We start from the raw sequence: 24,647 nt of genomic DNA, 5'->3' as shown, positions 1-24,647 counted from the left end.
TGCTAGAAGTCTTTTAGGAAATCAAGCTGGGTCTGGGCATCATCGTTGAACGGATCTGCCTTGAGTACCCACTGAAACATCTGTTTTGCCCGCTCAAACTCACCAAACATGGCCAGTGCCTTGCCGTAGCTCATGATATAGACCAGATTGTGGGGAGCCAGCTTACACGCGTACTCCAGCGTCGGCAAACAATCATCGGTAACCAGAAAACTAAAGACCAGCCCGAGCTCGTGGTAGGCATCTGCGTTATTCGGCTGTTCCGCGATCACGGACTTAAAGAGGGGTACCGCGGCATCGTAGTTGCCGTTGATTCGATACTGAATTGCCTCTTGAAACCGTGTTGCCACGTCATCCGCCATGCACTGTTCCTTCCATCACTGCGCCCCTAGTTGGGGAGGGGTGAAATTGTACGCAGAGTATACCTGTTTCGCGTTCTCACGGCAAGATGAATTAGAAGCGCAGCTCAGAGAGATCGGCATCCCCCACGACCACACAGGCGACCTTCCGCTTGATGCGCGCCAGTGCATTGTCGACCGACTTGGTCTTGCAGCGGAGCTCGTCGGCGATCTCGCGGTAGGACTTGCCCAGCTGGTAGCCCGAGAGAACCAGCCACTCGAAGTCGGAGAGCAGGCGCTGGAGGTTGTCCCGGAGCTCACGCGTGTCTTCGCAGCGCAGGACGACCTCTTCGGGGTCCATGGCGTTCTCCCCGGTCAGGACCTCGGAGAGGTTCCAGTCCGCGAGGGGGTCTTCCGAAGGACTCTCCAGAGAGAGGGAGGTGTTGAGCGGCTGCTGTTTCTGGCGTGTGGCTGTCTTGATTGCGGTGATGATGTGTCGCTGGATACACACCTTTGCGAAGGCAGGAAAAGAGATGGCCTTGTCGCAGCGGAAGTCCACGACCGCTTGCCAGAGCCCAATCATCCCCACCTGCAATAAATCGTCTTTCTCCGCCCCTACCAGGAAGTAGGACTTTACTTTTGTCTTTACCAGATTGCGGTACTTGTAGAGCAGATACTCCGCCGCCTCTGCCTCGCCCCCTTGGGCTCGAGTGACAATCTCGCGATCGGAAAGTTCGGCGTATCGAAGCAAACTAACGCGAGGTAGATCCATACCGGGTTTCGTCGTGGTGGTCACGCGACGCTGTCCTCACTCATTTTGGTGGGTTGGTGAAGATGAAACAGCTGGGTGAGGTGGGGCACTTTCCCCTCTGAGGTCACTTGCCCGCTTCCCTGCTGTTGGCTCTTCACTCCTCGCCTGGCATTATACCGGCCTCCTGCCCAAGGTTCAAGAAAAAAATCGACTGTTTTTGAAGGTTTTCTCCAGAGCAGGGCTCATAATAGCTGAACGATGCCCGTTCTCACGGATAGTACGAGATGGCCTACTCAATGACTGGCACTACCAAAACCGCAGGCACCCCTGAGGCAGAGTCCTCTCGCCATGTAAGCTTCCATGGCGACGCGGAGCTGGCACGCCGGGCTGCGGAGGGCGATACGGGAGCCTTTGGTCTGCTGGTAGCCCGCTACCAGCGCCCCATGGCGGCGCTCATCTCGCGCATGACGCGGCGCTCGGACGACGTGGACGATATCGTTCAGGAGCTTTTCTTACGGGCTTGGCGGGGTCTGCCGCGCTTCCGTGGCGAGAGTCAGTTCTCCACGTGGCTCTACCGGATCGCGGTCAATACGGCCATCAAGCACAAACAAAAATCGAAATCGGAGCTCCTTCAGGCACTCCCGACCGAGGAGACCGGCGGTGGCCTAGAGCAGCTCAAGGCGTCGGAGGAGACCGATCCGGTCACTCAGGCACAGCGCGGGGAGCGCGAGCGTCTCCTGCGCGACGCCGTGATGCGCCTGCCCGAGAAGCAGCGTGTCGTGGTTCAACTGCATTATTTTGAGGGTAAATCCTGTGAGGAGATCAGCCAGATCATCGGCTGCTCCGTCGGTACAGTCTGGTCCCGGCTGCACTACGCCTGTAAGCGCCTGCGGTCGGTACTGGGGGAATCATTTTAAAATGGGCATCTCTTGCCTTCTCTATCGAAATAAGCTGGCGGCACTCACCTCGAATGCCCTGCCAGAGGCGCTCGCCGCTCGTGTGGAGCGGCACCTGCGTGTCTGCCCGGACTGCCTGAGTGAGTGGGCAGCGCAGCAGCGCATGGCCGCCGCGCTCCGTCAGGCCACTCCCACTGCCATGCTCCCCTCTCCCAACCTCTGGGAGCGGCTTGAGGCAGCGATCGAGGCGGAGACAGCACCCCCTGCCCCGGCACGCTTCACACCGCGACGGCTCGCGCCTCTGGGAGGGCTGGCCCTTGCTGGTGCCGCCGCTGCCGCACTCTTTATCGCACGTCCTCAAGTACGCGTCATGGCCCCCGCGGCGAGCGCCCTTCCAAGTCTTGCCCCTCAGGTTGCGCTCGCTCCCAAGCCCTCGCCGTCGCCTGCTCCCAAGGTCTCCTCGGCGCTGGAGCTGGCGCAGCAGTCGGAACGGCTTGTGGCGACCAACAAACCCGCCAAGGATCCCTTTGCGAGTAAGCAACCTGACGATACTGCCCCGGACTTGGGTGCGGAGGTGGTGCGCCGCGTGCGCCTGAGCCGCCCGCAACCACGGACACTCAAGGCCCTTCCCCTCCCGGAGCCCAACCTTCCGTCGCGCGCCCAGAAGAACGCGGTCGCGCTCCTTGAAGTAGGAATGCACCGCGTGGTCGAGGAGAGCCAGACCGAGGAGCTCAATCGCCTGGTCGCGGAGGCCGAGCGCCACGAGCCCGGGGCATCTCAGCGCGCTAGCTGCCCTGCCACGGACGCAACGGTCAACGCCCAGCACACACAGGGGAGCCTCTTCCAATGAGCTGGCAGGTTCCTCAAAAAACAGCGGAGCCACGCATGGCGAGCCTTGAGCGCATCCGGCAGGGAGACAAGAGCCTGCGGGAGGGGCGGCTAGACCAGGCACTCACCCACTACTTCTACGCCAAGGAGGCCGATCCGGGCTCGCTCATGGCCCACTGGTGCCTGGGAGTGACCCTCTCCGCGCAGCGCAGAGCAAGCCTGGCGATCAAGGAGTACCGCGAGGCCACCCGTATCGCGGAGGACGACCTGATCACGGCGCTTCTGCTCCAAGGGGCGCTCCAAGAGAACGAGGAGCCCGGCGCGGCGCAGCAAGTCTATCTGGATAGTGTCCGGCGCTTCTCGCTAAAGGGCAAGCCTGGGCTCGATGCGTCCGGCTCGATCCAGCGACTTCAGGAGGCGCTCCAGAAGCTCCCCGAGTCGCCGATCCTCACTCTTCTGCTCGGCGATGCCTACCAGGTTAGCCTTCGTTTTGAAGATGCGGGTCGCGCCTACCGCCGCGCCTCGGCACTGGCTCCCAGCTGGCCCAAGCCCCAGATCAACTTAGGGCTCTCCTACCTGGCACAAGGCAAGGCGAGTCAGGCGGTCGAGGCACTGGACAACGCTCTCAAGTTCGAGCCCGCCAATCCCCGGGCCCTGCTCGCCCTGGGGGATGCGCAGCTCCAGGCAGGAAACAATGCGGGAGCACTCAAGGTCTACAACAAGCTCACCAACATCGACTCGGTCGCGGTTCCTGCAGCCACCGGAGTCGCACGGGCGAGCATGGCGCTTGGGCAGGCGAGCGTGGCCGTGAGTAGCCTGAAGAGCGCCCGTCAGCGTGCCCCGCGCGACCCCGCCCCCGCTGCAGCGCTCGGCGATATTCAGATGAAGACCGGTAACTACGCGGAAGCAACCGAGTCGTATGCCTCGGCCCTCAAGCTCTCCGAGGAAGGCGGCCTCTTCTCGGCACGCTCCAGCCTACAGCGCGCACTCGCCGAGGCACAGCTCGCCGCCAAGCGTCCCGGAGATGCACAGCAGACCCTCCAAAAAGCCCTCGTCGCCGACCCCGAGAACGAGGCGCTCTGGCGGCGGCTCCTCGCCAAGAGCCTGATCGAGCAGAACGACCGGCCCAATGCGGAGCAGGAGCTCAAGCGCGCCCTGCTCAACGAGCGCGTGCTCTACCCCAAAGACACCCTTGAGCTGATCGCCGCAGAGGGCTGGACGGAGAAGTTTATCGCCAGCTTCCGCGCCGACCTCCAAGGTGCCCGTACCGGCGTTCGCAGCACCAGTGCGGGGCAAGCGGGAGTCGTGATTAGCTCCATGCCGATCTCGAAAGAGGGAGAGATTGTCGCTCTCTCCGGGCTGGCGCACCTGCTACGCTTCACGAGCAGTGTCCGTGAAGAGGTCAGTATGCGGCGTGAGCTGGTGCGGCTACGTGGCTCGGGCGCGGACTACTTCTTGCTCGCCCAGGCGCAGGAGCGGCTCGGCGAGTACCCCGATGCACGGGCGAGCTATGGGCAGGCTGTGAGAAAGGGCGATCTCCCCCGCGCGATCCAGGACCTCTCTCTGGACCGAGTGCGCAAGCTGGCCAACCTCCCTCGGGGACAGGACGGCCCGTAAAAAACAAAACGCCCCCCGCCATGCTTGGCGGGGGGCGTTTTGATTTTGGCTACTTACCGAGCCACTTCTTGATGCGGTAGATCGTCGTATCTCGGTTGATCTCCGCGATCGCGCGGGTCAGAGGAATCTCCTTGGGGCAGACCTGAACACAGTTCTGGGCGTTGCCACAGCTCGCGATTCCATCATCACCCGAGACCGCCTCCAAGCGATCGTCGGCGTTGAGCTTGCCGGTCGGGTGGGAGTTGAAGAGCCGCACCTGACCAATCGCCGCAGGACCGATAAAGTTGGACTTCTCGCTCACCTGCGGACAGGCCTCCACACAGCAGCCACAGGTCATGCACTGGGAGAAGTGGTAGGCCAGCTGCTGGTCTTTCTGGGACATGCGCTGCCCCGGCCCCAGGTCGTAGGTGCCGTCGATGGGGATCCATGCCTGGACCTTTTTCAGGTTCTCAAACATTCGGGAGCGGTCCACCACCAGATCGCGCACCGTGGGGAACTTGCTCATAGGAGCCAGGTGCAGGCGGCGGATATTGCCCGTCAGCGGCGCGACCGTGTCGATGAGTGCGGAGCAGGCCTGCTTGACCTTGCCATTGACCCGAACCGTGCACGAGCCACAGACCTCTTCGAGGCAGGCTTGGTCCCATGCCACGGGGGCGACACGCTCGCCTTTGGTGTTGACCGGGTGGGCCTGGATCTCCATGAGGACGGAGATGACGTTCATGCGCGGCTTGTAGGGAACGTCGAACACCTCCTCGTAGGGAGCGGAGTCCGGGTCCTTCTGCCGCAGTACAGTGACTTGGATGGTAACTTCAGACATCGTTTTCTCCTGATTAGTTGCTCGTGTAGACACGGGGACGGGGCTTGACCTGGCTCAGATCGATCGGCTCGTAGCTGATCTTGGGATCGCGCGGGTTGGCGGGATCGAACTCCGCGATCGTCGTCTTCTGCCAGTTGGCATCGTCGCGCTCCTTGAAGTCCGGCTTGTAGTGTGCGCCGCGGCTCTCGTCGCGCTGGAGTGCCCCCTTGGTGATGATCTTGCCTAGGATCAGCATATTCTTGAGCTGCCGGGTGAAGGGAATGGTCTGGTTGGACCAGCTCCCCGCATCGCTGATACCGATCTTCTCGTAGCGGTCCTCGAGCTCGTCTAGCTTCTCCAGTGTGTGGCGGAGGCGGTCGTTGTAGCGCACCACCGTCACGTTCTCGGTCATGATGTTGCCCAGCTCACGCCAGATCAAGAACGGGTTCTCGGTGCCGTTCATGGCCTTGAGCTTCTCGTACTGTGCGATCCGGTCGCGCTCCTGGGCTCCCAGCTCCGGCTCGGTGCCATCGGTGTGCTTGCTCAGCCCCTTGATGTAGTTCACCACGGCGGGGCCGCAGATCTGGCCACTGGTCAGACACGACAGCAGCGAGTTGGCCCCGAGGCGGTTGGCACCATGGTACTGGTAGTCGCACTCGCCCACGGCAAAGAGGCCGTCCACATTGGTCTGGTGGTAGGGAGTCGAGCCAGGGTTGGTTCCGTCGTTGACCCAGATTCCGCCCATGGAGTAGTGCACCGCCGGGAAGATACGCATCGGCACGTCCCGGGGATCGTCGCCCACGAACTTCTCGTAGATCTCCAGCACGCCGCGTAGCTTCTCATCGAGCTTCTTGCGGTCGATATGGGTCACATCGAGGTAGACCTGGTTCTCGCCATAGACCCCCATCTTCTCATCGACACACTTGGCAAAGATCTCGCGGGTGGCGATATCGCGCGGCACGAGGTTGCCGTACTTGGGGTACTTGACCTCCAGGAAGTAGTCGCGCTCGCCCTCGGGGATGCTCTGTCCGGGGCGAGGATCGCCGGGAGTCTTGGGTACCCAGACCCGTCCCCCTTCCCCGCGCACCGACTCGGAGATCAGGCGAAGCTTGTCCTCACCGGGCACGGCGGTCGGGTGGACCTGGACAAACTCCCCGTTGGCGTAGCGCACTCCCTGGTGGAAGATCGCTCCCGCGGCGGTTCCGGTGTTGATGGTCGAGTTGGTAGACTTTCCAAAGACCATGCCAGGGCCGCCCGTTGCCAGCACCACGGCATCGGCATGGAACGCCTTGATCTCCATGGTCCGAAGATCCTGCGCGACAATACCAATGCACTTGCCCGTGCCCCCTTGGTCGCGGACAATCCCCAGGAACTCCCAGAACTCAAACTTCTTGACCTTGCCCTCGACCTCGGCGCGGCGAGTCTGCTCATCCAGCGCGTAGAGAAGCTGCTGCCCCGTGGTCGCTCCGGCGTAGGCGGTGCGGTGCTTGAGGGTTCCTCCAAAGCGGCGGAAGTCTAGCAGGCCCTCGGGGGTTCGGTTGAACATCACCCCCATGCGGTCCAGCAGGTAGATGATCCCCGGAGCCGCCTCGCACATGTTCTTGACGAGGGTCTGGTTGGCCAGAAAGTCCCCCCCCAGACAGGTATCGTCGATATGGAGGCTGGGACTGTCGTCCTCGCCCTTGGTATTGACGGCACCATTGATCCCGCCTTGGGCACAGACACTATGGCTGCGCTTCACCGGGACAAGGGAGAAGAGATCGACACTGCCGCCTGCCTCGGCGATCTTGACGGTGGTCATGAGCCCGGCGAGCCCGCCCCCCACGACGATTACTCTAGGTCCTGCCATGTTACTTTGCCTCCTCGACAAGTACCTTCACAAAAGCATCACGGTTGGGGTGGGCCCTGTGGTCTTCTTGCCCCTTGATGCCAAAGTTGATCGCCACGACATAGCCCAGTAGTGTCAGGGCAATGCCCAGTCCCCAGCCCACCAAGGCCGCGATCTTCTGCGCCTCTTTACCGATTGTCAGCCCCCAGCGGATACAGAAGTTCAGGATTCCATTTCCCAGGTGCAGACACGCCGAGGCAATCCCGATGAGGTAGAGCCCAAGATAGATCGGATCGGCGAAGCGCCAGGCCATCGCGCGGTAGCTAATCGACTGGAAGCCAAGTTCCTTGCCCGCCTCACCCGCCGTCAGCTCCCAGACATACTTAAGCACCGTGGTGTCGTAGATATGGAAGCAGATATAGGCAATCGCGATCACCCCAGACCAGCGCTGGAAGACATACAGCTTGTTGCGACCGTAGCCGTAGTGGGCCGTGTTTCCACCGGGCCCAGGAAGCTCCGCGACAATCATTAGGCCGTAGATGGCGTGGAAGAAGATCGGCAGCATGATCGCTCCGAGCTCCAGCAGGACGACAAACGGAGCGAAGCTGATTGCCTTTACCGCGGTGTTGAAGGCTGTCTCTCCATTGCCACTGAGCCCGAGGCTGTAGGAGTTGATCGTCAGATGGAAGATCAGGAACGCCCCGATAGGAATGACGCCCGAGAGGGAGTGCAGCTTGTGAAGCAGGTAGCTGTCCTTGAAAAAGGCCTTACTTCCTGGCTGTCCCCGTTCAATCGTTGTTGTTGCCATGAACGAATTATAGTCGAGAGGCCAGTAAGAAGTAAAGCGAATTTTTCCGATAACAGTTATGCGTTTTGCTTCAAAATTTGAACCTGTTCAATTTGGGGGTACTTAGGAGCGTGTCTGCAAGCGCAGGACCACGGCGACCGGTACGGCAACGAGCATGTTGAACAAGGCGCCCACGAAGGTAAGGGATGCCCAGTGGGCGAGCCCGATTCGTGGGTTGGAGAGGCCATAGAGAGTGCCCGCCACGATGCTGCCCGCTCCCACTCCCAGCAAGGTGATCAAGACCCCCGCCCGGACAAAGCGCTTGCGGAGCCAGCCGACCAGTGCCGCCGCGATTGTTCGCGTGACCAGATAGGTCCCCATGGTCTGCCCGGTCACGGCGGCGGTCATCAAGCCCGAGACAAAGCCCGCGGCAGCGCCCGTGGGAGCATCGGTGAAGAGGGCGACACAGAGGGCGAGGGCGAGGAGAAAGTCGGGCTGGCCCCCTAAGAGGGTAATACGCCCCGCAAAGACCGCTTGGAGCCCAAGGCCCAGAAATAAGAAAACCACGTAGCCTCCCAGTGCCCTTGGGGACAGCTCCGGTCCCGTAGACGCGGCCATCAGGCTCCCCCGGCTCATGGTCGGCGGCTCTCGGCGGAGTCAGGGGTGTCGGAGCTGGCGAGGCTCGGGCTTGGGGGAAGCACGAGCACCTCACGCACCATCCCCGGCATGGGGGCAAAGGGCTTGACACGGGCCACTTTCAACAGGTGGGTCGTGTCCTCATGAACACTCTCGATCGTCCCGACCGGAATCCCCGGTGGAAAGACCCCTCCCTGCCCCGACGTGTCCACTCGGTCTCCGACTTTAACCGGCGCATCTATCTCCAGATGGATCAGCTCTAGGGCATAGCGCCGGTTGAGACGCTCGCGCCCCTCTTCCACCCCGCGCAGGATGCCAAAGGCCTTCCCTCCCGCCACGGTCACCCCGACACTACAGTCGGGGTCGGTGAGGAGGCGGACCTTGGCGCTAAAGGGGCCAGAGTCGACGATCTTTCCCAAGAGGCCATCGGGAGTTCGCACGACCTGATCGCGGCGCACCCCGTGCCGGGCCCCGACAGCTAGCGTGAGGGTCTGCTCCAATGAGGTTGGCAGCCAGGCGATTACCTCGGCAACCTGCGGGCGAGGGTTCTTCGAGGCGGTAAAGTCGAGAGCCTCGCGAAGGCGCTGGTTCTCCGCATCCACCGCAGCGCGACGCTCGACCTCAAGCTTTAGGGTGGCAAGCTCCGCCTTGAGCCGCTCGTTCTCATTCTCAAGCTCCTGGCCTCGAAAGAGCCCCTGCCAGCGAGAGCTCACGCCCTGTGTCGCCCGTGCAGCGACCACCTGGGCCGGCACCGAGACCGCCTGCGCCGTCGAGAGCACCGGATCGGCCTTACCCGAGGCTTGGAGGCGGTTGTGAACCACCCCGACACCGATCCCCACGACGATCAGCCCCCCGACAACCGTCCCGCGCGCAATCCGAAATCCGCGCCGCTCCACACCCGGGTTCCATCCCCCCCCCAGTCGTCTTCGCCGCATCGCCCCTCCCCCTTTGCGAGTTCCTACATGTTCCGGCTGGAGACCAGCGCGTTCCGTAGCCCGGGATGCGTCTCCGCTTCCTCCAGGACCTCACCCGCCCCGAGCGCCACACAGGAGAGTGGGTCCGGCGCGATCTTGACCGGCATCTCGGTCTCTTTTTGGATGCGGCGGTCCAGCCCCCGTAGGAGCGCTCCGCCTCCGGCCAGGTAGATCCCCAGGTCCATGATATCCGCGGCGAGCTCCGGCGGGGTTGCCTCCAGCGCCATCTTCACGGCATCGACAATCTGGTTGACCGGCTCGGCGATCGCCTCGCGAATCTCGACACTGGAGATCGTGGTTGAGCGCGGCAATCCCGTGAGGAGATCACGCCCCTTGATGAGCATCTCCAGCTCCTGCTCCAGGACAAAGGCGGAGCCGATCTGGAGCTTTACCTCCTCGGCGGTCCGGTCCCCGATATAGAGATTGTACTGTCGCCGGATGTAGGCCACGACTGCCTCGTCGATCTCATCACCCGCAACCCGAATGGAGCGGCTCGTGACGATCCCCGAGAGCGAGATCACCGCAACCTCTGTGGTTCCGCCCCCGATATCGACAATCATCGAGCCCGTTGGCTCCGCGACGGGCAGCCCCGCCCCGATCGCCGCCGCCATCGGCTCCTCAATTAAAAAAGCCTCGCCTGCTCCCGCTTTCTTGGTCGCATCGATTACCGCCATCCTCTCGACCTCGGTAACGCCAGACGGAATCCCAACAACGACTTGGGGAAGGTCAAACGGGCGTTTCCGTGTTACTTTTTCTATAAAATAACGCAACATTCGCTCTGTCTGATCAAAATCTGCGATCACTCCGTCTTTGAGAGGCCGAACTGCGACGATATGCCCCGGTGTTCGTCCCAGCATACGCTTGGCCTCATCCCCGACTGCCTCCACAACCTGACGATTGACATCAAACGCAATCACCGATGGTTCACGCAGGAGGATGCCTTTCCCGTGAACGTGGACGAGTGTATTGGCGGTGCCCAGATCAATCCCCATGCGGCGACGCCGACCAAAAAAACCAAAAAGACGCATAGTGTGTTCGCTTGCCTGACGATCTGCCCAGAGTCCGTTCTCAGGTAGGCATGCAGATCCCAAACAGGCATGCAAACAGGAATCGGTGGAGGCGAGACGCTATCGAAAAGTATATCACGGACTTGTGTCAAATAGTAAAAAATTCACAACAACTATCGCCAACTCTCCATGGGGCGTGTACACTAAAACCATGACATGGAGCGCTCTGGATATTGTCGTGGCCCTGGTCTTTTTCGCCCAGCTCGTGGGCTGGTGCGCGGTAGGAGCAGCACTCTGGAAGATCAAGGCCGGCCCAGTGACTCGCCTGCAAACGCGGACGCTTCCTCTGGCCAAGCAAGGTCAGCAGCTAGCCCGCTCCGGAGCCACTCTCGCCCAGCGCTTGAAGGGACGAACGCTCGCCGTTCTGACCCGAACCCGCGCCATTCGTGGTCACTTCAATGTTACGGAAGCTCCCGAAGGCATGTGGATCGAGCCACGCCATGTCCGCCAGGCACTCAGCCTTGTCCAGGCACTTCGGCTCCGCGGGAAGGCCCCCGCACAAAAGCCACGCCGCAAGAAGTCCCTTGCGGTCAAGCTTGGTCTGGTGCCGCCCGCGCTCACCCGCCTCGCGCCCCTTGGCAAGTTTGCTAAGCTCGCCCTCCAAGCCGCACGCCAGCTTCGTCGCTAGCGGGTGAGCGCCTCACCGATCTGGGCGGTCGCCTTGCTCTTGTTGAGCGTGTAATCGACCCCTTCGCGGAGCAGCTCCTGACACTGGGCGATCGCATGTCCAATCCCGACATTATAGACCTCGTCCGGGTTGCCCTCCACTGCCTCGAGCTTTAGGAGGAGCTCCTGAGGGATCTTGGCACCGCACCGGGTAACAAAGCGCTTGATCTGCGCCACGTTCTCAATGGGCATGATCCCTGCGACAATCGGCACGGTGATCCCCGACGCACGGCAGCGCTCCCGCCAGCGGAGAAAGTCCGCGTTGTCGAAGAAGAGCTGCGTGATGATAAAGCGTCCCCCCGCATCGAGCTTGGCCTTGAGGGTCTCGATATCGCGGGTCAGGTTCAGGCACTGCGGATGGCCCTCGGGGTAGCCCGCTACCCCAATGCAGAAGTCGTGGCGCTGCGCGACAAACGCGGTGAGCTCGTTGGCGTAGGCGAACCCGTTCTTGGGCGCTTTAAAGACAAGCTGGCCGTTCTCGGGATCGCCACGTAGCGCCAAGACATTGCGGACCCCGCCTTGCCACAGGGTCTCTAGGTGGGCCTCCATCTCGGGCTGGGAGTGGTGCAGGCAGGTCAGGTGGGACATGGCACGGATGCCAAGCTCTTGCTGGATCCGCAGGGTGAGCTCCAGAGTGGGCTCGGTGCCGCCCCCGGTGCGAGTGATCGAGATAAAGTCGGGCTGGAGCGCCTGGAGCTGGTGGATGGTCTGAAAGAGCGCCTCGGCACCCGCCGTCTTCTGGGGAGGAAAGAACTCAAACGAGAGGGTGGGGCGCTCGCCCCCAAAGAGTGCATCGATCCGCATAGCCTCCCATTGTATCGCAAGGCGGTATACTGCTGGGAACCCTATGCCCGAGTCCACCCTGATTGTCATCCCGACCTATAACGAAAAAGAGAACCTCCCCACCCTGGTGACCCAGCTCCGTGAGCAAGTCCCCACCGCCCATCTCCTCATTGTCGACGATGGCTCTCCCGATGGAACCGGCAGCATGGCGGATAGCTACGCCGCTACCGACTCTCAGGTCCATGTCCTGCACCGCACGACCAAAGACGGGCTGGGGCGCGCCTATGTCGCCGGCTTTACCTGGGGGCTGGAGAAGGGCTACACGCGCCTGGTTCAGATGGACGCGGACCTCTCGCACAACCCCTGTGATGTGCCCCGGCTCCTGGCCGCCGACGCGGATCTGGTGATCGGCTCGCGCTATGTTGCGGGGGGCGGGACGGCCAACTGGGGCTTGGGGCGCCGCCTCCTCTCCCGCGGCGGCTGTCTCTACGCCCGGACGATCCTGGGGCTCCCCCTTCAGGACCTCACCGGGGGGTTCAAGTGCTGGCGTCGCGCGGCGCTGGAGGCTGTCAACCTGCCTGAGATTCGCTCCAACGGCTACTCCTTCCAGATCGAGATGACCTGGCGGGCGCTTCAGGCAGGCTTCCGTGCAACCGAGGTGCCCATCCTCTTCACCGACCGGGTCGATGGCGTGTCGAAGATGAGCAAGCGGATTGTCTTTGAGGCCGTAGGGATGGTCTGGCGCCTTCGCCTAGGCAGTGCGCCGGCGGCGAAGCGCTAGCCCGAAAAGCCCAACCCCAAAGAGCGCCAGCGTCCCCGGCTCCGGGATAAACGCCGACGTAAACTGAAACTGTGTCACCGGCATCAGGCGTACCAAAAGCGGCGAGAGGTTCGTGCCATCGTCGGTGGTGGCGTTGTAGCCCGCCGCGGCAATCGCACTGTAGGTACTCGTCACCGGAGTGGCATCGAGCCGAAAGTCTGTCGCGGAGTTTCCGGTATGGGTAAGCTCCACCACCAAGTCCCCACCGGTGTAGTGGTAGCTCCCACTGCCACTGTTGAAGGCGATCGTCACCACCGGAAAGGCATTGGGGCCGCCCGCAGTAGTCTGCGTGAAGTAGCCCGCGGCCAGGTTGAGCGCCCCCGAGCGCATCTGGGTCTTGGTCCCGGCGACATAGTTGCTCGCAAAGTCCGTACTGATCGTGGACGGGGTCACCGCCGCCTGGCCTAAGTAGATATCGTAGTTGGTAAAGCTAATATTGAAGTCGGGCTTTCCGGCGGCCTCAAGCCCATCCAAGCGAAAGGTCAGTCCCGTGATATCCCCGTGCGCAACCGGAACCAGCTCCGATGCAGAGATGACCATCTGCAAGGTTCGTGGCTGCGAGCGAACCATCGTGCTTAAGGCATTGGCTCCCTCAACCCCACCGAAGAGATTTGGGACGGTGGTATAAGATTGGGCGTGTGCTCCCCCTGCCAAGACAAGGGCAAGGGCAAGGTACTTCAGGTTTTTCATCTACTCTCCTACCACAGGTCGCTGTGTGCTTACGGCCCCACTGCCTGTTTATCGAACACTTCTGGCAGGGCGAAACACGTATTTCTCCCTGCTGGTATTTTACCCTGGAATTGCCCATCCTAACCGAGTTCTCCCTCTCTAGCCCTCGTCGATCGTCGGATTTCCCAGCTGTCGTAGCACCGCAAAGGGAACCACGATCACCGCCGCGATCAGGACCGCCATCCGGACCTCATAGCGCAGGAAGCTCGCGCAGGCAATCGCGGCCACGACCAAGGCCGCCTTTGCCAGCAAGGGCCAGACCTCCCGCATAAGCTCGCCGCGCATCTTCCCTCCCTTCGTAGCGGTCTCCCAGAACCCACTCACCAGGAGCGCGGCCCCGCAGTGCGAGCAGGCCTCGTTGTGGGGCAGGTTGAGGGTGCCACAGCGCCGACACACCGACTCGCGTGTCTGGAGGGTCTGGCCGAGCTGCTCGGGCCGCGTGCGCTCGGTCAGCTCCAGCCGTGTCAGACGAATCTTGCTTGCCAGATCCGCCCCCGCCGGGCTCCCCGAGTGAAGGCGCTCCGCAGTCGCGAAGGCCTGGATCGCCTCCGCAGGGTAGCCCGCCTCCCGAAGCGCATCCCCCAGCCGCTCCTGTGCCACGGGATCGTCGGGCCGTAGCCCCACGTAGCGCTGTCGTAGGGTCAGTACGCGCTCACGCCGACGCGCCTCCAGTGCGTGCTCCTGGTGGAGCTGAAGGCGCTCCACGCCCCACCAGACCAAGACAATCATCAAAAAAATCGCAGAGATCACAGCCCTCTAACGCAACACCGCCCCCACGGGTTACGGAGTAGCGTCGATGCGTTTCGCGCAGGGTACAATAGCTCCATGGCCGAGTTTGTGTACTTCAACGGGGAGTTTCTCCCCAAGGAGCAGGCGACGATCCCGCTCTACGATCATGGTTTTCTCTACGGCGACGGAATCTTTGAGGGGATTCGTGTCTACGGGGGACGTGTCTTTGAGCTGGAGCCCCATGTCTCGCGCCTCCTTGCGGGAGCCCGTGCGCTGCACTTCCCCCTCGGGGAGCTCGACGAAGCCGCTGCCACCGAGGCGATCCTCGCCACCTGCCGCAAGAACGACCACCAGAACGGCTACATCCGGGTCAATCTCACGCGCGGCACGGGTCTGGGCCTCGACCCCAAGCACATCGAGCCCAAGGTGAACTTCATGGTCGCCACCCGCCAGCTCGCGCTCTACCCGCCGGAGCTCTACGAGAAGGGGCTGGACATGATCACCTGCTCCACCCGTATCCCCTCGCCCGATGCCATCGACGCGCGCATCAAGTGCACGGGCAAGTACATCAACAATATCCTCGCCAAGATGGAGGCCAACCGGGTCGGGGCGGGCGAGGGCATCATGCTCAACCAGCAAGGCTATGTCGCCGAGGCCACCGGGGACAATGTCTTTATCCTGCGCGGCGATGTCGTCTCCACCCCGCATCCGTCGGCGGGCTGCCTCAAGGGCATCACGCGCGGGGTCGCCATCAAGCTCGCCACCGAGCAGCTCGGCCTGCGGGTGGTGGAGGAGAACCTGACTCTCTTTGACCTCTACTCCGCCGACGAGTGCTTCCTCACGGGAACCGCCGCCGAGATCATCCCGGCTGTCTCGCTCGACGAGCGCAAGATCGGCACGGGAAAGCCTGGCCCGATCACCGCCAAGCTGGTCGAGGCCTTCCGCGCCTACACAAAGACCACCGGAACGGCGTTCTAGGATCCGGGCATCCCCCCGCTCGCACTGCTCGCGCCCCCCTTCGCCTGAAACCCGCGTTCCGCGGGGCGAAGGGGGTGATCAAGCTCATGGATATCTTCACCGCCGCTACCACCAACGACACGGAGACGCTCCAAGCCCTGCTCGCTCAGGGCGCGGCTACCGAGGCGCGGGACGGCGACGGTCGCACACCGCTTCTGCTTGCCACGCGGGCCAATGCGGTCGAGGCAGCGCGGCTCTTGATCGAGGCGGGGGCGGATGTCAATGCCAAAGACGCGATCCACGACACGCCCTACCTCTACGCCGGCGCCGAGGGTCGCCTGGAGATCCTGCGCCTCTGCCTCGCCGCAGGCGCGAACCTCAAGGACACCAACCGCTACGGCGGCACCGCTCTCATCCCCGCCTGCCACCACGGCCACCCGGAGACGGTCGCCGTGCTCCTCAAGACCGAGATCGCCATCGATCACGTCAACCGCCTTGGCTGGACCGCGTTCCTGGAGACCGTGCTCCTCTCCGACGGTGGCCCCGTCCACCAGGACATCCTCCAGCAGCTCCTCGCCGCCGGTGCCAACCCCCAAATCCCCGACCTCGACGGTGTCACGGCCCTAGAGCACGCCCAGCAGCGCGGCTACACCGAGATGGTCACGCTACTCACCCGAGCCAAGAACCGTTCTTAAGAACACCAGCAGTTCTATTCTCTGGCTCCGGTGATTGACTTGCCCATGTCCACTGCGCAATTAAGCTCACCCAGTCGTCGTGGAGGGTTTCAGGCTGGACACGAAGCGCAGGGCCACAAAAGCGTCGGTGCCGCCACACGACATGGCAAGGGATTTGCGCCGCACGGAGCTTGTCGGCTAGCCAGTGCATCGTCAAGCGCCCTCCGTAGAACACTGCGCCTGGTTGGGTTGGGTAGCACATCTGTTGGGGGTACTTCCGGCCGGCGTAAAACCCGTTCCTTAAGACAATTCCATCCGTTGCAGATCGAGTGTTACGACGCGATTCCATGTCAAGCAACTCCCAGCTCCTTGCCACCAACCATGACGGGCTTTCCTGACGGTCAACTTGGTCATCAAGAGTCTGAGCGAGAGCGGCAACTTCTTCGGGGGCACACTCCACGACGATGCACCAGCGAAAGAACGGCGCGCCGCCATCTCGGTAGATGTCGCGAAGCCAGTGGAACGCAAACCAGAGCCACAGAGGAGTGAGCAATACCCCCGCGATAGCTCCGAGAGGGACAGCGAGAATGGCAACCAGCAAGACAAAAATCCCCTGAGCCAAGATTGCCACAAGTGTCGCAAGCCAGATGAAGGGACGGATCGCGGGAGCGCAGACACAGTGCTTCACCTCGCTCAGTTTTCTCTGACGAATCACAAAACCGGGCCGCTGTCTTTCGGGAATCAGGTTGATCCGTAGAGCCATTACCGTGTCTCCTCGAAGCGGTTGAAGGGCGCGTTGCCGTGCCACGAATCGCCGTTATCGCGGAGGGCATCGGGGAGGGACATAGCAAAGTGCGTGACACGAAAGAGCCTTGCTTTGCGTGCTTGCGAGCGCAGGACACATTGGACACGACTTGGGAGCCCCTGCTCGGCGAGGCGGTCGGAGAGCCACTGCATGGCGGTGCGGGAGCCGTAGAAGAGCGGGCTAGGGAGCGCGGGCCAGTTCTCTGCCTCCCCCGGAAGCTCGGGGGTCTCAAAGATGTCGTTGAGGGTACGGGCAATCGTGCCGCACTCGCTCCGGCTACAGGGGATCGTCAGGCACCACACCCGCCTGCCACCCCAGAGATTTGCGGGAAGCGCGGCTTGGTGGCGGCGGAAGTAGCGCTCCGTGCCCTTGCGCCCCGGATAGCCCCCCACGGCTCGGTAGACCACCCCCGTCCCCTGGAGCACGACCCGCGGCGTCGCAAAGGTTCCGTCCTCAGGGTGGGTCAGGGTGTAGGTAAAGACCCAGCCCCAGCGGAAGCGCTCGGTGCGGGTCAGGGTGGCGGTGTAGGCGGGAGACAGGCTCGCGCGAGCGCGGCGCTGGGCGAGCCAGGCCCAGGGGCAGAGGGGGAAGAGCAGGTCGAGAGTCCACCACATCGCTGTGGGCTCAGTATAGCACGCTCTCCAACGAAAGCTCCGCCAGCGAGCCGACAACCCGATCCGCCGCAGAGAGGTCCATCGCCGCGGTCATGGGGTTGGGAGTCGCGATACAGTAGCACCCCGCCGCCTTGGCCGCCGTGACCCCGTTGTACGAGTCCTCGATCGCGATACACTCACTTGGTGCGAGGCCAAAGTGCGCGGCGGTCTTGAGATACAGCTCCGGGTGGGGCTTGGCACGCGCCACGTGGTCGCTGGTGTAGATCGCGGAGAAGTGCCCCCGCAGCCCCAGGCGCTCCAAGTGGCTCTCGACCCACACCGACGGCGACGACGACGCAAGCCCGATTGCGAGTCCTTGCTGCCCCGCCTGAGCAAGCCAGTCCGCCACACCAGGACGGATGGGCTCGGTGTCGAGCGCGGTGTAGAAGATCTTACGTCGCCTCTGTCGGAGCCGCTCCCGGTCCAGCGGTGTCCCCACAAGTAGCTCTAGGTGCGTATAGGGATTGAATGTCGCCTCCTCTGGCGCCACCCCGATCGCCGAGAGCCAGAGCTCACGAGGCAGGATTTGGTCGTGCTGGTGGTAAATCTTCTCCCAGGCCAGGAACTCCGGGGTCTCTGTATCCAGTATAGTTCCATCAAAGTCAAAAATCAGCGCACGCATGTCTCCGAGTGTACCCCGATGATCCGTCAGAAGCCCCGCCCTACCGCCAAATCCGCGCAGCAACGCGTTGTCGTTCAGCCGCACCTGCCGCCGCGTGACGATGCCGATGTGAAGATTGGGTGGACCTATGCGGCCATTACCTTCCCCCTGCTCCTGCTCTCCATGATCGCGCTGATCGCACTCACGGGCTGGCTGGGAACCCTGGCCTTCGGGGCGCTCAACGGTGCTTGGCTGGCCCTCCTCGGGCCGCTTGTCTTTCTCTTCTTGCTCCGTAAGATCAGTGTCCTCCGGCTTGAGCTCGACTCGCACGGGGTCCACATCAAGCGCCTCCTCGCTCCCACCGAGACCATTCCCTGGAGCGAGATCGAGGAGATTCGCCCCGTGGGACGCAAAGAGCTGGTGATGGAGGGCTGGGCCTGCTGGCCCCCCAAGGAGCAGACCTTCTCCATGACGGCGCAGGGCCACTACAAGGTGCGGCACAAAAAAGGCTTCTTCTTCTTCCCCCCCGCCGACCCCCAGCACTTCGAGCAGAGTGTCAATGCGCTCCGCCACGCCCACATCCCCGCCCCCAGCGCCGTCCAGACACAAGCTCCCGAGATCGTCTGGCGCAAGCTCCCCGGTGAGACAGCGACACCCACCCCTGCGACAAAGCAAGAAGTGGGTGTCCGTACCAAACCCGACTCTCCCTGGTGGAAGAACTAGCGCTTAGATCAGCGTCTGGATGTAGTTTATCTGCCCTTCGTGGTAGGTGTTGTTCCAGTAGTTCACGTCGGCGAGGCCTGCGAGCGTGTAGGTCGCGCCCCAGGGCATGGTGATCTCGGTGGCGGCATCCTCCGCGGAGAGGCCCTCAATCGCGGCAATCAGACCGTCGGTGTTGGTGGCCAGAGCGGCGAGCAGCGCCTCGGGGTTGGCCTCGAGCTCCGCCTGTGCCTTGCCAAATGCCTCCCAGTCGAAGGCGGGGACGGCCTTGGCCTGGATAATCCCGATACACGCTCCGGTCATCAGCGCACACTCCGCCACCTGGTTGAGCGCGGTTCGTCCCTTGTCCAGCGGCGACCACGCCGCCTTGTCTCCCATGTCAGTGATCAGCTTTGCCAGGGACTCCGCCGACTGGCGCAGTGCTTGTAAAGTACTCATGTCTATCAAAAACCTCCGGGAGAGATTCTACCCAAAAACGCAAATTTTCGTTTGCCACTTGCGGAGTTTTTTTTTGTGCGATAGAATTTCCCTCGCGCCACTTGTGGCCAACTCTGGGGGATTAGCTCAGCTGGGAGAGCGCTTCAATGGCATTGAAGAGGTCAGCGGTTCGATCCCGCTATCCTCCACTCCAGAGAGATCGGCGAGGGAACTTCTCCCTCGCCGATCTTGTTTTTGGTGCCATGCCCCACAAGACCTCTCTCGTCTGGTTCCGCCGTGCCCTCCGTGTTACGGACAACCGTGCCCTCCGCACTGCCCTCGCCGCCTCGGAGTCTGTCGTCCCTGTGTTTGTGATCGACCCGGCGATCCTCAAGCGCCCGGACACGGGAGAGCGACGGGTCGCGTTTCTGTGGGCGGGCCTACGGGCACTCGACACGGAGCTTCGCCAGCGCGGCAGCGCCCTGATCGTCCGTTGTGGAGAGCCCGCCCAGGAGCTCGCGCGGCTCGCGGAGGAGACAGGGGCGACCGCGCTCTACTACGGCCAGGAGTACGAGCCTGCAGGCAAGGCGCGCGACCAGCGTGTCGTGGAGGCGCTCCGCAACCTAGAGAGTGTCGCCTGCCGGGACCACCTGCTGGCGGAGCCCGAGAGCCTGGCGACCAAGGCGGGTACCCCCTACACGGTCTTTACCCCCTACTTTCGCCTCTGGCAGGAGCAGGCATTTCTCGCGCCGGTCGCGGCTCCCGAGCGCATCCCGACGCCGCAAGGGATCGCGTCGGAGCCACTCCCCGAGAGCGTCTCGGTGCTGCCCGCGGGCGAGCGAGCGGCGCAGGAGCAGCTCCAAGGCTTCGCTCGTGCGGCGCTCCGTGCCTACGACACCGAGCGTGACTTTCCTGCGCTCCCGGGCACGAGCCAGCTCTCCGCCTACCTGAAGCTCGGGATGCTCTCGCCAAGGCAGGCCTTAGGGGCGGCGCGGCAGTGCCGAGAGCAGCTCCCCGTGGACCGACGGGCCGGGGTCGATGCCTGGGTGCGCCAGCTGGCGTGGCGAGACTTCTACTACCAGATTCTCGTGCACTTTCCCCATGTGGCAACGGGTAGCTTCAAGCCCAAGTTCGATGCCCTGGCCTGGCCCAACGACCCGACTCTCTACGCCGCCTGGGAGCGCGGCGAGACCGGCTACCCGATTGTGGATGCGGGAATGCGCCAGCTCGCCCAGACCGGGACACTCCACAACCGGGTGCGGATGATAGTCGCCTCTTTTCTCACCAAGGACCTGCTCTGCGACTGGCGGCTGGGAGAGCGCTACTTCATGCAGCAGCTCCTCGATGGTGACCAAGCGGCAAACAACGGCGGCTGGCAGTGGGCCGCCGGCACGGGCACCGATGCGCAGCCCTACTTTCGCATCTTCAACCCGGTCAGCCAGGGAGAGAAGTTCGACCCTGATGCCCAGTACGTAAAACTCTGGTGCCCGGAATTGAAGCGTGTGCCCGCAAAGTGGGCTCATAAACCATGGGAGCTTTCCAGAAATGAGCAAGCGGCGGTAAACTGTGTCTTGGGGAAGGACTACCCCCAGCGGATTGTGGAGCACAGCGAGCAGCGCGCGCGTGCCCTAGCTCTCTATAAAATGGTGGCGAAAGAAGACGAAGAATGAGACGACAACTTCTGGCAGTTCTTACCGTGCTCCTCCTGGCCGGAGTGGGCCGGGCGCAAGTGAGCATGCCCGATGTCCAGATCCTGGTCGCGCCGGGCCTGGGCAACTGGAGTGTTGCGGTGGTCTACCCAAAACAAGTGGGACACGCCGACACCGAGGCCCGGATCAAGCGGCTGGGGACGATCACCGGCTGGAAGCTGGAGAAGCCCGAGTACGAAGACAAGCGCCTGGACCGCGACTCGGTCAGCTCCAAGGACCCCAATATCCGCAAGGGCTCCCAGGAAGTCGGGCCGGCTCCCGTGATGAGTAGTGTCTCCTTCCAGACCAGTGCGAACCTGGTAGACTACACGCAGGGCACGCTGGCGCTGGAGCCGTTCTTGCGGGCGTTTCGGGACATGAATAAGGTCAATGTCACCTACCTCATTCCCGGTCAGTTCACCTACCGAGGGCCGCGTCAGTTTAACGACACCAAGGTCGAGATCGCGCTCTCTGCCCAGGAGGGAGCCTATACCTACCAAGCCCTGCTCAAGGACCATAAGTTCGACGTATTGAACTTGCCGACAAAAGAAGTCGCGCGGCAGGAAAGTTACCGGGCAGCGGAGAATACTACCGCGCCGGGTCGCAAGCTCCTGTTGGGGACAGGCCTGGTAGCGTTGCTCGCGCTTGGAATCGCAGGCATTGCCTACGCCCTCGCCCAGCGCTTTCTCCACAGATAATTATTAGACGAGGACATCCGAAAAGACGATGTATGACATTCGCGACCTGATCCGACAGGCTTACGAGCTGAAGGCGTCGGACCTGTTCATCAAGGCTAACTCCCCACCCATGCTCCGTCTCCACGGGCGCATTGCGGCGGTGGAAGGGACAGAAAAGCTCTCGGGGGACGATACACGGCGCATGGCCTACTCGATCATGACCCATGAGCAGATTGGGCGCTTTGAGCACCGCCACGAGCTTGATATCGGCTGGGAGCTCGATGGCCTCACCCGTGTCCGAACCAATGTCTACCAGCAGCGTGGCACGATTGGAGTGGTGAGCCGCCTCGTTCCCCTCAAGCTCTACACCCTCGAGCAGCTTGGGATGCCCCCGGCTGTCGGCGAGCTGACCAAGAGCCGTCAGGGCCTCCTGCTGGTCACCGGGCCGACCGGATCGGGCAAGTCCACGACCCTTGCGGGCATGATCAACAAGATCAACGAAGAGCAGTCCAAGAATATCGTCACGATTGAGGACCCGATCGAGTTTGTTCACCCGGACAAGAAGTGTATTATCTCCCAGCGCGAGGTGGGGATCGACACGGACTCGTTCAACGATGCCCTTAAGTACGTCCTGCGCCAGAACCCGGACATCATCCTGATCGGTGAGATGCGTGATGTCGAGTCGGTCTCCGTGGCGCTACAAGCGGCGGAAACGGGCCACCTTGTCTTTGGAACGCTCCACACCGCGAGCGCCGCCGAGACCCTAGAGCGTATCGTCAACCTCTTCCCCCCAGAAGACAAGATGCTGCTCTGTATGCGTATGAGCCAGTCGGTGCGCGGCTTTATCGCCCAGAAGCTCCTGCCCCGCGTGGACACGGTCGGACGTGTCGCGGCGGTCGAGATCATGATCGCCACCCCCACGGTCGCGAAGCTGATCGAAGAGGGCAAGACGGGCAATATCTACACCGCGATCCAAGAGGGCGGGTTCTGGGGCATGCAGACCATGAACCAGTGTCTCACCCGCTACTTCAAGGCCGGGATTATCTCGGAGGACGACGCGCTCGCCGCCGCCGGAAACCTCACCGAGCTACGTCAGATGATCCGCCGCCCCGGCGGATAGGCTCCCAAGGCCCCGTACACGGCCCTCAGGCACCCCTTTGCGGGAGCCTGGGGGCCTTTTTCGTGATTGGGCAGGAATCACCGGGGTCTGTGCCGAAAGGAAAGCCTGTTAGGTTTATGGAAAAAGGAGTCTTGTTTTGACGCGTCCTGTGATTGTCTCGTTGCTAGCCCTCTCTGCTCTGGCGGCCTCTGCCTCGGCGCAGGGAACGACCGTGGGGACGCTCTCGATTGTGCGTCAGGTGGAGGTTACCCGCACCCGCGCCACCCCGGAGATTCGGGCCAATGTCTCGCGTGAGATCGCCTCCCAGGGAGAGAGTGTCTTTGCCGAGCAGCTGATCCACACGCTCAAGCGCTCGATGGCGGAGGTGGCCCTGAAGAATGGGACAGTGCTTCGCCTGAAAGACCGCTCCGAGGTGATTGTCCGCGCCGACTCGTTCTTTGTCACCGAGGGCACCGCGTGGGTGCGCACCGGCAAGAACTCCGTACGGGTGGACACGCCCTCCGGGACGATCACCGCGACCAATGCGACGTTTGAAGTCATTGTCAAGCCCGGCGGCGTGCGGGTGTACTGCTACGACGGTAGCCTAAAGCTGAGCCGGGAGTCCCGCACCGTGCCTGTGAAGGCCGGTGAGCTCTCGGGGCTGAATGTGAGCGGCAATGTTGTCGCGGTGGAGACGGTCGAGGAGATTCCGGGCGACCAGCGCACCAGCGACCTCGGTGGCCCACGCGATGCGTGGTGGGTGACCGTCGAGCGGGAGCGGGGACTGCTTACCTTGCCTGGCAGTAGCGCTGGTATGGCCATCCGCTCCTCCGCCCTCACCGAGGCGATCCAGGCCTCGCTCAACCTTCCCCCTCGTCCCGGCGAGATCATCAACAACCCCGCCGACAAGGCCCGCCTGCTCTCCATCGCGCAGGCCTCGGTCGTCCCCGCCATCGAGCGCACGCTTGCCTCGGATACGTCGCTGACCCTGAGCGGCTACCGCCAGAAGTTTGGTGCCGAGGATCTCACGTCGCAGTACACGCTCTCCGGCAGCGACCTGAGCTTCCTGCGCACCAATGGGATCGCCAGTGTGGGGAACCTCTTCGATGCCCTCAATGCCTCCGGGGCGAGCTTTGGGCTAGACCTGCGCTCCCGCCCCACCTCACGCTCGGTCTACCGGCCGTCGGCGTGGCAGGGTGCCAGCAATGTACGGACGCCCTTCTTCGATGGTGCCAAGCGCTCCAACAGCCTGTTTTTCCTCGGGGTCGCGGCGGCAGCGCTCCTCGATGGCAAGTCCAAGACCACCGATATCCTCGGCGATGCGGAGGCCTTTGGCTTTACATCGGACCCGCAGGGCATTGGCGGACGTGGGCGGCTCTTTGGGAGCCTGGGCAAGACCCACTTCCAGTTTGAGGGCAACGTCCTCCGTCTTCTCTCCGGCTCCAACCCGACCAGCTACGATGCCCTCTCGGTGGCCTCGCTAGACCGCGACATGGGCAATGGCCTTACCGCGTTTGTGGGCCGCCGGCGCTTCTACAGTGGGCCTGCGCTGCTCGCCCTCAACCGCTCCCAGCTCCTCGGGGAGCGCTACAGTGCGTTTGGCGGGACCCTCAACCGCAACGGAGTCCGTGCGGAGGCAGCCTGGCTCTACGACTCCAACCCCGATGTCCGTGGCGCTCAGACCGGTTTTCTCGCCTCGGCGGTCCGGCAGGTGGGTGGCGGAACGGTCGGGGGACAGTTCCTGCGTGTGGGCAGCCTGAGCTCGGGGACGGGCTATAGTGTCAGTGGCTCCCTCCCGCTCGCCAAGGGCATGGACCAGATCGACGGCTACGCCGAGCTGGGAGTTGCTCCGGACAAGGCGGGAATTGCGACCGTGGGCCTCTACTTCCCGTGGCTCTACCAGGCCAACGACCTCGACATCTACCTGGAGTACTCCAGCCACCAGGACCTCGGCTCCAGCACCACGCTGACCGCCAGCCGTGAGCTCAGCGGTGGTGGCAGCCTGCGGGCCTTTGTGGGCAACGGACGCCGGACGTTCCTTCAGACAGGCAACTTCTATGGCGGCGTGGGCCTGAGCTACCCCCTCACCAAGCGCTAGTGAGCGACCTGAGCGA

Annotated in this window: 26 protein-coding genes and 1 tRNA gene; 13 read left to right on the top strand and 14 right to left on the bottom strand. The window is 62.8% G+C overall.

Annotation, left to right across the window (positions count from 1 at the left end):
* Nucleotides 1–2: 2 nt before the first annotated feature.
* A complete protein-coding gene (locus tag HNQ39_RS19290) occupies nt 3–359 on the bottom strand; it encodes a tetratricopeptide repeat protein (protein ID WP_184200334.1) in 357 nt (118 codons plus the stop codon).
* A gap of 91 nt (nt 360–450) precedes the next feature.
* Nucleotides 451–1,107, bottom strand: a complete 657-nt coding sequence (gene sigH / locus HNQ39_RS19285) for an RNA polymerase sporulation sigma factor SigH (protein ID WP_184200331.1) — start codon at nt 1,105–1,107, stop codon at nt 451–453.
* A 275-nt stretch (nt 1,108–1,382) separates the two neighbouring features.
* On the opposite strand from sigH, the gene HNQ39_RS19280 reads away from it, so the two are divergent.
* From HNQ39_RS19280 to HNQ39_RS19270, 3 genes are read left to right on the top strand one after another with little or no spacing between them, the layout of a single operon-like run.
* A complete protein-coding gene (locus HNQ39_RS19280; RefSeq protein ID WP_184200328.1) occupies nt 1,383–2,003 on the top strand; it encodes a sigma-70 family RNA polymerase sigma factor in 621 nt (206 codons plus the stop codon).
* Nucleotide 2,004: 1 nt separating this feature from the next.
* Nucleotides 2,005–2,832, top strand: coding sequence for an anti-sigma factor family protein (locus tag HNQ39_RS19275; RefSeq protein ID WP_184200325.1), 828 nt, complete (start codon nt 2,005–2,007; stop codon nt 2,830–2,832).
* Nucleotides 2,829–4,427, top strand: coding sequence for a tetratricopeptide repeat protein (locus HNQ39_RS19270; RefSeq protein ID WP_184200322.1), 1,599 nt, complete (start codon nt 2,829–2,831; stop codon nt 4,425–4,427). The genes HNQ39_RS19275 and HNQ39_RS19270 overlap by 4 nt, the downstream gene beginning before the upstream one ends.
* Nucleotides 4,428–4,476: 49 nt before the next feature.
* On the opposite strand, the gene sdhB is transcribed toward HNQ39_RS19270, so the two are convergent.
* The 6 genes from sdhB to HNQ39_RS19240 all read right to left on the bottom strand — a co-directional run bounded on the left by sdhB (nt 4,477) and on the right by HNQ39_RS19240 (nt 10,476).
* Nucleotides 4,477–5,244: a succinate dehydrogenase iron-sulfur subunit gene (gene sdhB, locus HNQ39_RS19265; RefSeq protein ID WP_184200319.1), complete on the bottom strand. Its 768-nt coding sequence runs from the start codon at nt 5,242–5,244 to the stop codon at nt 4,477–4,479.
* Nucleotides 5,245–5,257: 13 nt separating this feature from the next.
* Nucleotides 5,258–7,072 (bottom strand): succinate dehydrogenase flavoprotein subunit, encoded by a 1,815-nt coding sequence (gene sdhA, locus HNQ39_RS19260; protein ID WP_184200316.1) that lies wholly within the window; start codon nt 7,070–7,072, stop codon nt 5,258–5,260.
* A gap of 1 nt (nt 7,073) precedes the next feature.
* The gene (locus HNQ39_RS19255; protein ID WP_184200313.1) at nt 7,074–7,859 is read right to left on the bottom strand and encodes a succinate dehydrogenase/fumarate reductase transmembrane subunit; all 786 of its coding nucleotides are present in this window, start codon (nt 7,857–7,859) and stop codon (nt 7,074–7,076) included.
* Nucleotides 7,860–7,961: 102 nt separating this feature from the next.
* On the bottom strand, nt 7,962–8,456 hold the full coding sequence (locus HNQ39_RS19250; protein WP_184200310.1) for a hypothetical protein: 495 nt from the start codon (nt 8,454–8,456) through the stop codon (nt 7,962–7,964).
* Nucleotides 8,457–8,470: 14 nt separating this feature from the next.
* Nucleotides 8,471–9,409 (bottom strand): rod shape-determining protein MreC, encoded by a 939-nt coding sequence (mreC, locus tag HNQ39_RS19245; RefSeq protein WP_184200307.1) that lies wholly within the window; start codon nt 9,407–9,409, stop codon nt 8,471–8,473.
* A 23-nt stretch (nt 9,410–9,432) separates the two neighbouring features.
* Complete coding sequence (locus tag HNQ39_RS19240; RefSeq protein ID WP_184200304.1) at nt 9,433–10,476, bottom strand: rod shape-determining protein; 1,044 nt, start codon at nt 10,474–10,476, stop codon at nt 9,433–9,435.
* Nucleotides 10,477–10,666: 190 nt separating this feature from the next.
* On the opposite strand from HNQ39_RS19240, the gene HNQ39_RS19235 reads away from it, so the two are divergent.
* The gene (locus HNQ39_RS19235) at nt 10,667–11,143 is read left to right on the top strand and encodes a hypothetical protein (RefSeq protein ID WP_184200301.1); all 477 of its coding nucleotides are present in this window, start codon (nt 10,667–10,669) and stop codon (nt 11,141–11,143) included.
* On the opposite strand, the gene metF is transcribed toward HNQ39_RS19235, so the two are convergent.
* Entirely contained in the window at nt 11,140–11,985 is an 846-nt protein-coding gene (gene metF, locus HNQ39_RS19230; RefSeq protein WP_184200297.1) for a methylenetetrahydrofolate reductase [NAD(P)H], read from the bottom strand. The genes HNQ39_RS19235 and metF overlap by 4 nt on opposite strands.
* 43 nt (nt 11,986–12,028) lie before the next feature.
* Between metF and HNQ39_RS19225 the strand changes: the two genes are divergently transcribed.
* On the top strand, nt 12,029–12,745 hold the full coding sequence (locus HNQ39_RS19225) for a polyprenol monophosphomannose synthase (protein ID WP_184200294.1): 717 nt from the start codon (nt 12,029–12,031) through the stop codon (nt 12,743–12,745).
* Here HNQ39_RS19225 and HNQ39_RS19220 read toward each other — a convergent pair.
* Both HNQ39_RS19220 and HNQ39_RS19215 read right to left on the bottom strand, forming a co-directional pair.
* Nucleotides 12,716–13,474, bottom strand: coding sequence for a PEP-CTERM sorting domain-containing protein (locus HNQ39_RS19220; protein ID WP_184200291.1), 759 nt, complete (start codon nt 13,472–13,474; stop codon nt 12,716–12,718). The genes HNQ39_RS19225 and HNQ39_RS19220 overlap by 30 nt on opposite strands.
* Nucleotides 13,475–13,612: 138 nt before the next feature.
* Entirely contained in the window at nt 13,613–14,263 is a 651-nt protein-coding gene (locus tag HNQ39_RS19215) for a zinc ribbon domain-containing protein (protein ID WP_184200288.1), read from the bottom strand.
* Between the two features lie 75 nt (nt 14,264–14,338).
* Between HNQ39_RS19215 and ilvE the strand changes: the two genes are divergently transcribed.
* Entirely contained in the window at nt 14,339–15,220 is an 882-nt protein-coding gene (gene ilvE, locus HNQ39_RS19210) for a branched-chain-amino-acid transaminase (RefSeq protein ID WP_184200285.1), read from the top strand.
* An 86-nt stretch (nt 15,221–15,306) separates the two neighbouring features.
* Nucleotides 15,307–15,894, top strand: a complete 588-nt coding sequence (locus tag HNQ39_RS19205; RefSeq protein WP_184200282.1) for an ankyrin repeat domain-containing protein — start codon at nt 15,307–15,309, stop codon at nt 15,892–15,894.
* 741 nt (nt 15,895–16,635) lie between these two features.
* Here the strand turns inward: HNQ39_RS19205 and HNQ39_RS19200 are convergent.
* Nucleotides 16,636–17,292, bottom strand: a complete 657-nt coding sequence (locus HNQ39_RS19200; RefSeq protein WP_184200279.1) for a hypothetical protein — start codon at nt 17,290–17,292, stop codon at nt 16,636–16,638.
* Between the two features lie 10 nt (nt 17,293–17,302).
* On the bottom strand, nt 17,303–17,953 hold the full coding sequence (locus HNQ39_RS19195; protein ID WP_184200276.1) for an HAD family hydrolase: 651 nt from the start codon (nt 17,951–17,953) through the stop codon (nt 17,303–17,305).
* 18 nt (nt 17,954–17,971) lie between these two features.
* On the opposite strand from HNQ39_RS19195, the gene HNQ39_RS19190 reads away from it, so the two are divergent.
* Nucleotides 17,972–18,655, top strand: coding sequence for a hypothetical protein (locus tag HNQ39_RS19190; RefSeq protein ID WP_184200273.1), 684 nt, complete (start codon nt 17,972–17,974; stop codon nt 18,653–18,655).
* 3 nt (nt 18,656–18,658) lie between these two features.
* Here the strand turns inward: HNQ39_RS19190 and HNQ39_RS19185 are convergent, their stop codons facing one another.
* Nucleotides 18,659–19,090: a DinB family protein gene (locus HNQ39_RS19185; protein WP_184200270.1), complete on the bottom strand. Its 432-nt coding sequence runs from the start codon at nt 19,088–19,090 to the stop codon at nt 18,659–18,661.
* A 115-nt stretch (nt 19,091–19,205) separates the two neighbouring features.
* Between HNQ39_RS19185 and HNQ39_RS19180 the strand changes: the two genes are divergently transcribed.
* From HNQ39_RS19180 to HNQ39_RS19160, 5 genes are all read left to right on the top strand, one after another.
* Nucleotides 19,206–19,278, top strand: a tRNA-Ala gene (locus HNQ39_RS19180).
* Nucleotides 19,279–19,332: 54 nt separating this feature from the next.
* Nucleotides 19,333–20,739, top strand: a complete 1,407-nt coding sequence (locus tag HNQ39_RS19175; protein ID WP_184200267.1) for a cryptochrome/photolyase family protein — start codon at nt 19,333–19,335, stop codon at nt 20,737–20,739.
* On the top strand, nt 20,736–21,455 hold the full coding sequence (locus tag HNQ39_RS19170) for a hypothetical protein (protein WP_184200264.1): 720 nt from the start codon (nt 20,736–20,738) through the stop codon (nt 21,453–21,455). Before HNQ39_RS19175 ends, HNQ39_RS19170 begins: the two co-directional genes overlap by 4 nt.
* A gap of 28 nt (nt 21,456–21,483) precedes the next feature.
* Nucleotides 21,484–22,554 carry a type IV pilus twitching motility protein PilT gene (locus HNQ39_RS19165; protein WP_184200261.1) on the top strand — a complete coding sequence of 357 codons (1,071 nt, stop codon included), beginning with the start codon at nt 21,484–21,486 and terminating at the stop codon, nt 22,552–22,554.
* Nucleotides 22,555–22,690: 136 nt separating this feature from the next.
* Complete coding sequence (locus HNQ39_RS19160) at nt 22,691–24,631, top strand: FecR family protein (protein ID WP_184200258.1); 1,941 nt, start codon at nt 22,691–22,693, stop codon at nt 24,629–24,631.
* The last annotated feature ends 16 nt before the right edge of the window (nt 24,632–24,647 follow it).

It is taken from the genome of Armatimonas rosea, from assembly GCF_014202505.1.
GTDB classification, from domain to species: domain Bacteria; phylum Armatimonadota; class Armatimonadia; order Armatimonadales; family Armatimonadaceae; genus Armatimonas; species Armatimonas rosea.
This window is presented reverse-complemented; position numbering and strand designations above follow the sequence as displayed.

Bases quoted from the DNA above. Each gene is read 5' to 3' on its own strand.
- HNQ39_RS19290 (WP_184200334.1), bottom strand. From the start codon at position 359: ATGGCGGATGACGTGGCAACACGGTTTCAAGAGGCAATTCAGTATCGA.
- sigH (WP_184200331.1), bottom strand. From the start codon at position 1,107: ATGGATCTACCTCGCGTTAGTTTGCTTCGATACGCCGAACTTTCCGAT.
- HNQ39_RS19280 (WP_184200328.1), top strand. From the start codon at position 1,383: ATGACTGGCACTACCAAAACCGCAGGCACCCCTGAGGCAGAGTCCTCT.
- HNQ39_RS19275 (WP_184200325.1), top strand. From the start codon at position 2,005: ATGGGCATCTCTTGCCTTCTCTATCGAAATAAGCTGGCGGCACTCACC.
- HNQ39_RS19270 (WP_184200322.1), top strand. From the start codon at position 2,829: ATGAGCTGGCAGGTTCCTCAAAAAACAGCGGAGCCACGCATGGCGAGC.
- sdhB (WP_184200319.1), bottom strand. From the start codon at position 5,244: ATGTCTGAAGTTACCATCCAAGTCACTGTACTGCGGCAGAAGGACCCG.
- sdhA (WP_184200316.1), bottom strand. From the start codon at position 7,072: ATGGCAGGACCTAGAGTAATCGTCGTGGGGGGCGGGCTCGCCGGGCTC.
- HNQ39_RS19255 (WP_184200313.1), bottom strand. From the start codon at position 7,859: ATGGCAACAACAACGATTGAACGGGGACAGCCAGGAAGTAAGGCCTTT.
- HNQ39_RS19250 (WP_184200310.1), bottom strand. From the start codon at position 8,456: ATGGCCGCGTCTACGGGACCGGAGCTGTCCCCAAGGGCACTGGGAGGC.
- mreC (WP_184200307.1), bottom strand. From the start codon at position 9,409: ATGCGGCGAAGACGACTGGGGGGGGGATGGAACCCGGGTGTGGAGCGG.
- HNQ39_RS19240 (WP_184200304.1), bottom strand. From the start codon at position 10,476: ATGCGTCTTTTTGGTTTTTTTGGTCGGCGTCGCCGCATGGGGATTGAT.
- HNQ39_RS19235 (WP_184200301.1), top strand. From the start codon at position 10,667: ATGACATGGAGCGCTCTGGATATTGTCGTGGCCCTGGTCTTTTTCGCC.
- metF (WP_184200297.1), bottom strand. From the start codon at position 11,985: ATGCGGATCGATGCACTCTTTGGGGGCGAGCGCCCCACCCTCTCGTTT.
- HNQ39_RS19225 (WP_184200294.1), top strand. From the start codon at position 12,029: ATGCCCGAGTCCACCCTGATTGTCATCCCGACCTATAACGAAAAAGAG.
- HNQ39_RS19220 (WP_184200291.1), bottom strand. From the start codon at position 13,474: ATGAAAAACCTGAAGTACCTTGCCCTTGCCCTTGTCTTGGCAGGGGGA.
- ilvE (WP_184200285.1), top strand. From the start codon at position 14,339: ATGGCCGAGTTTGTGTACTTCAACGGGGAGTTTCTCCCCAAGGAGCAG.
- HNQ39_RS19205 (WP_184200282.1), top strand. From the start codon at position 15,307: ATGGATATCTTCACCGCCGCTACCACCAACGACACGGAGACGCTCCAA.
- HNQ39_RS19200 (WP_184200279.1), bottom strand. From the start codon at position 17,292: ATGTGGTGGACTCTCGACCTGCTCTTCCCCCTCTGCCCCTGGGCCTGG.
- HNQ39_RS19195 (WP_184200276.1), bottom strand. From the start codon at position 17,953: ATGCGTGCGCTGATTTTTGACTTTGATGGAACTATACTGGATACAGAG.
- HNQ39_RS19190 (WP_184200273.1), top strand. From the start codon at position 17,972: ATGATCCGTCAGAAGCCCCGCCCTACCGCCAAATCCGCGCAGCAACGC.
- HNQ39_RS19185 (WP_184200270.1), bottom strand. From the start codon at position 19,090: ATGAGTACTTTACAAGCACTGCGCCAGTCGGCGGAGTCCCTGGCAAAG.
- HNQ39_RS19175 (WP_184200267.1), top strand. From the start codon at position 19,333: ATGCCCCACAAGACCTCTCTCGTCTGGTTCCGCCGTGCCCTCCGTGTT.
- HNQ39_RS19170 (WP_184200264.1), top strand. From the start codon at position 20,736: ATGAGACGACAACTTCTGGCAGTTCTTACCGTGCTCCTCCTGGCCGGA.
- HNQ39_RS19165 (WP_184200261.1), top strand. From the start codon at position 21,484: ATGTATGACATTCGCGACCTGATCCGACAGGCTTACGAGCTGAAGGCG.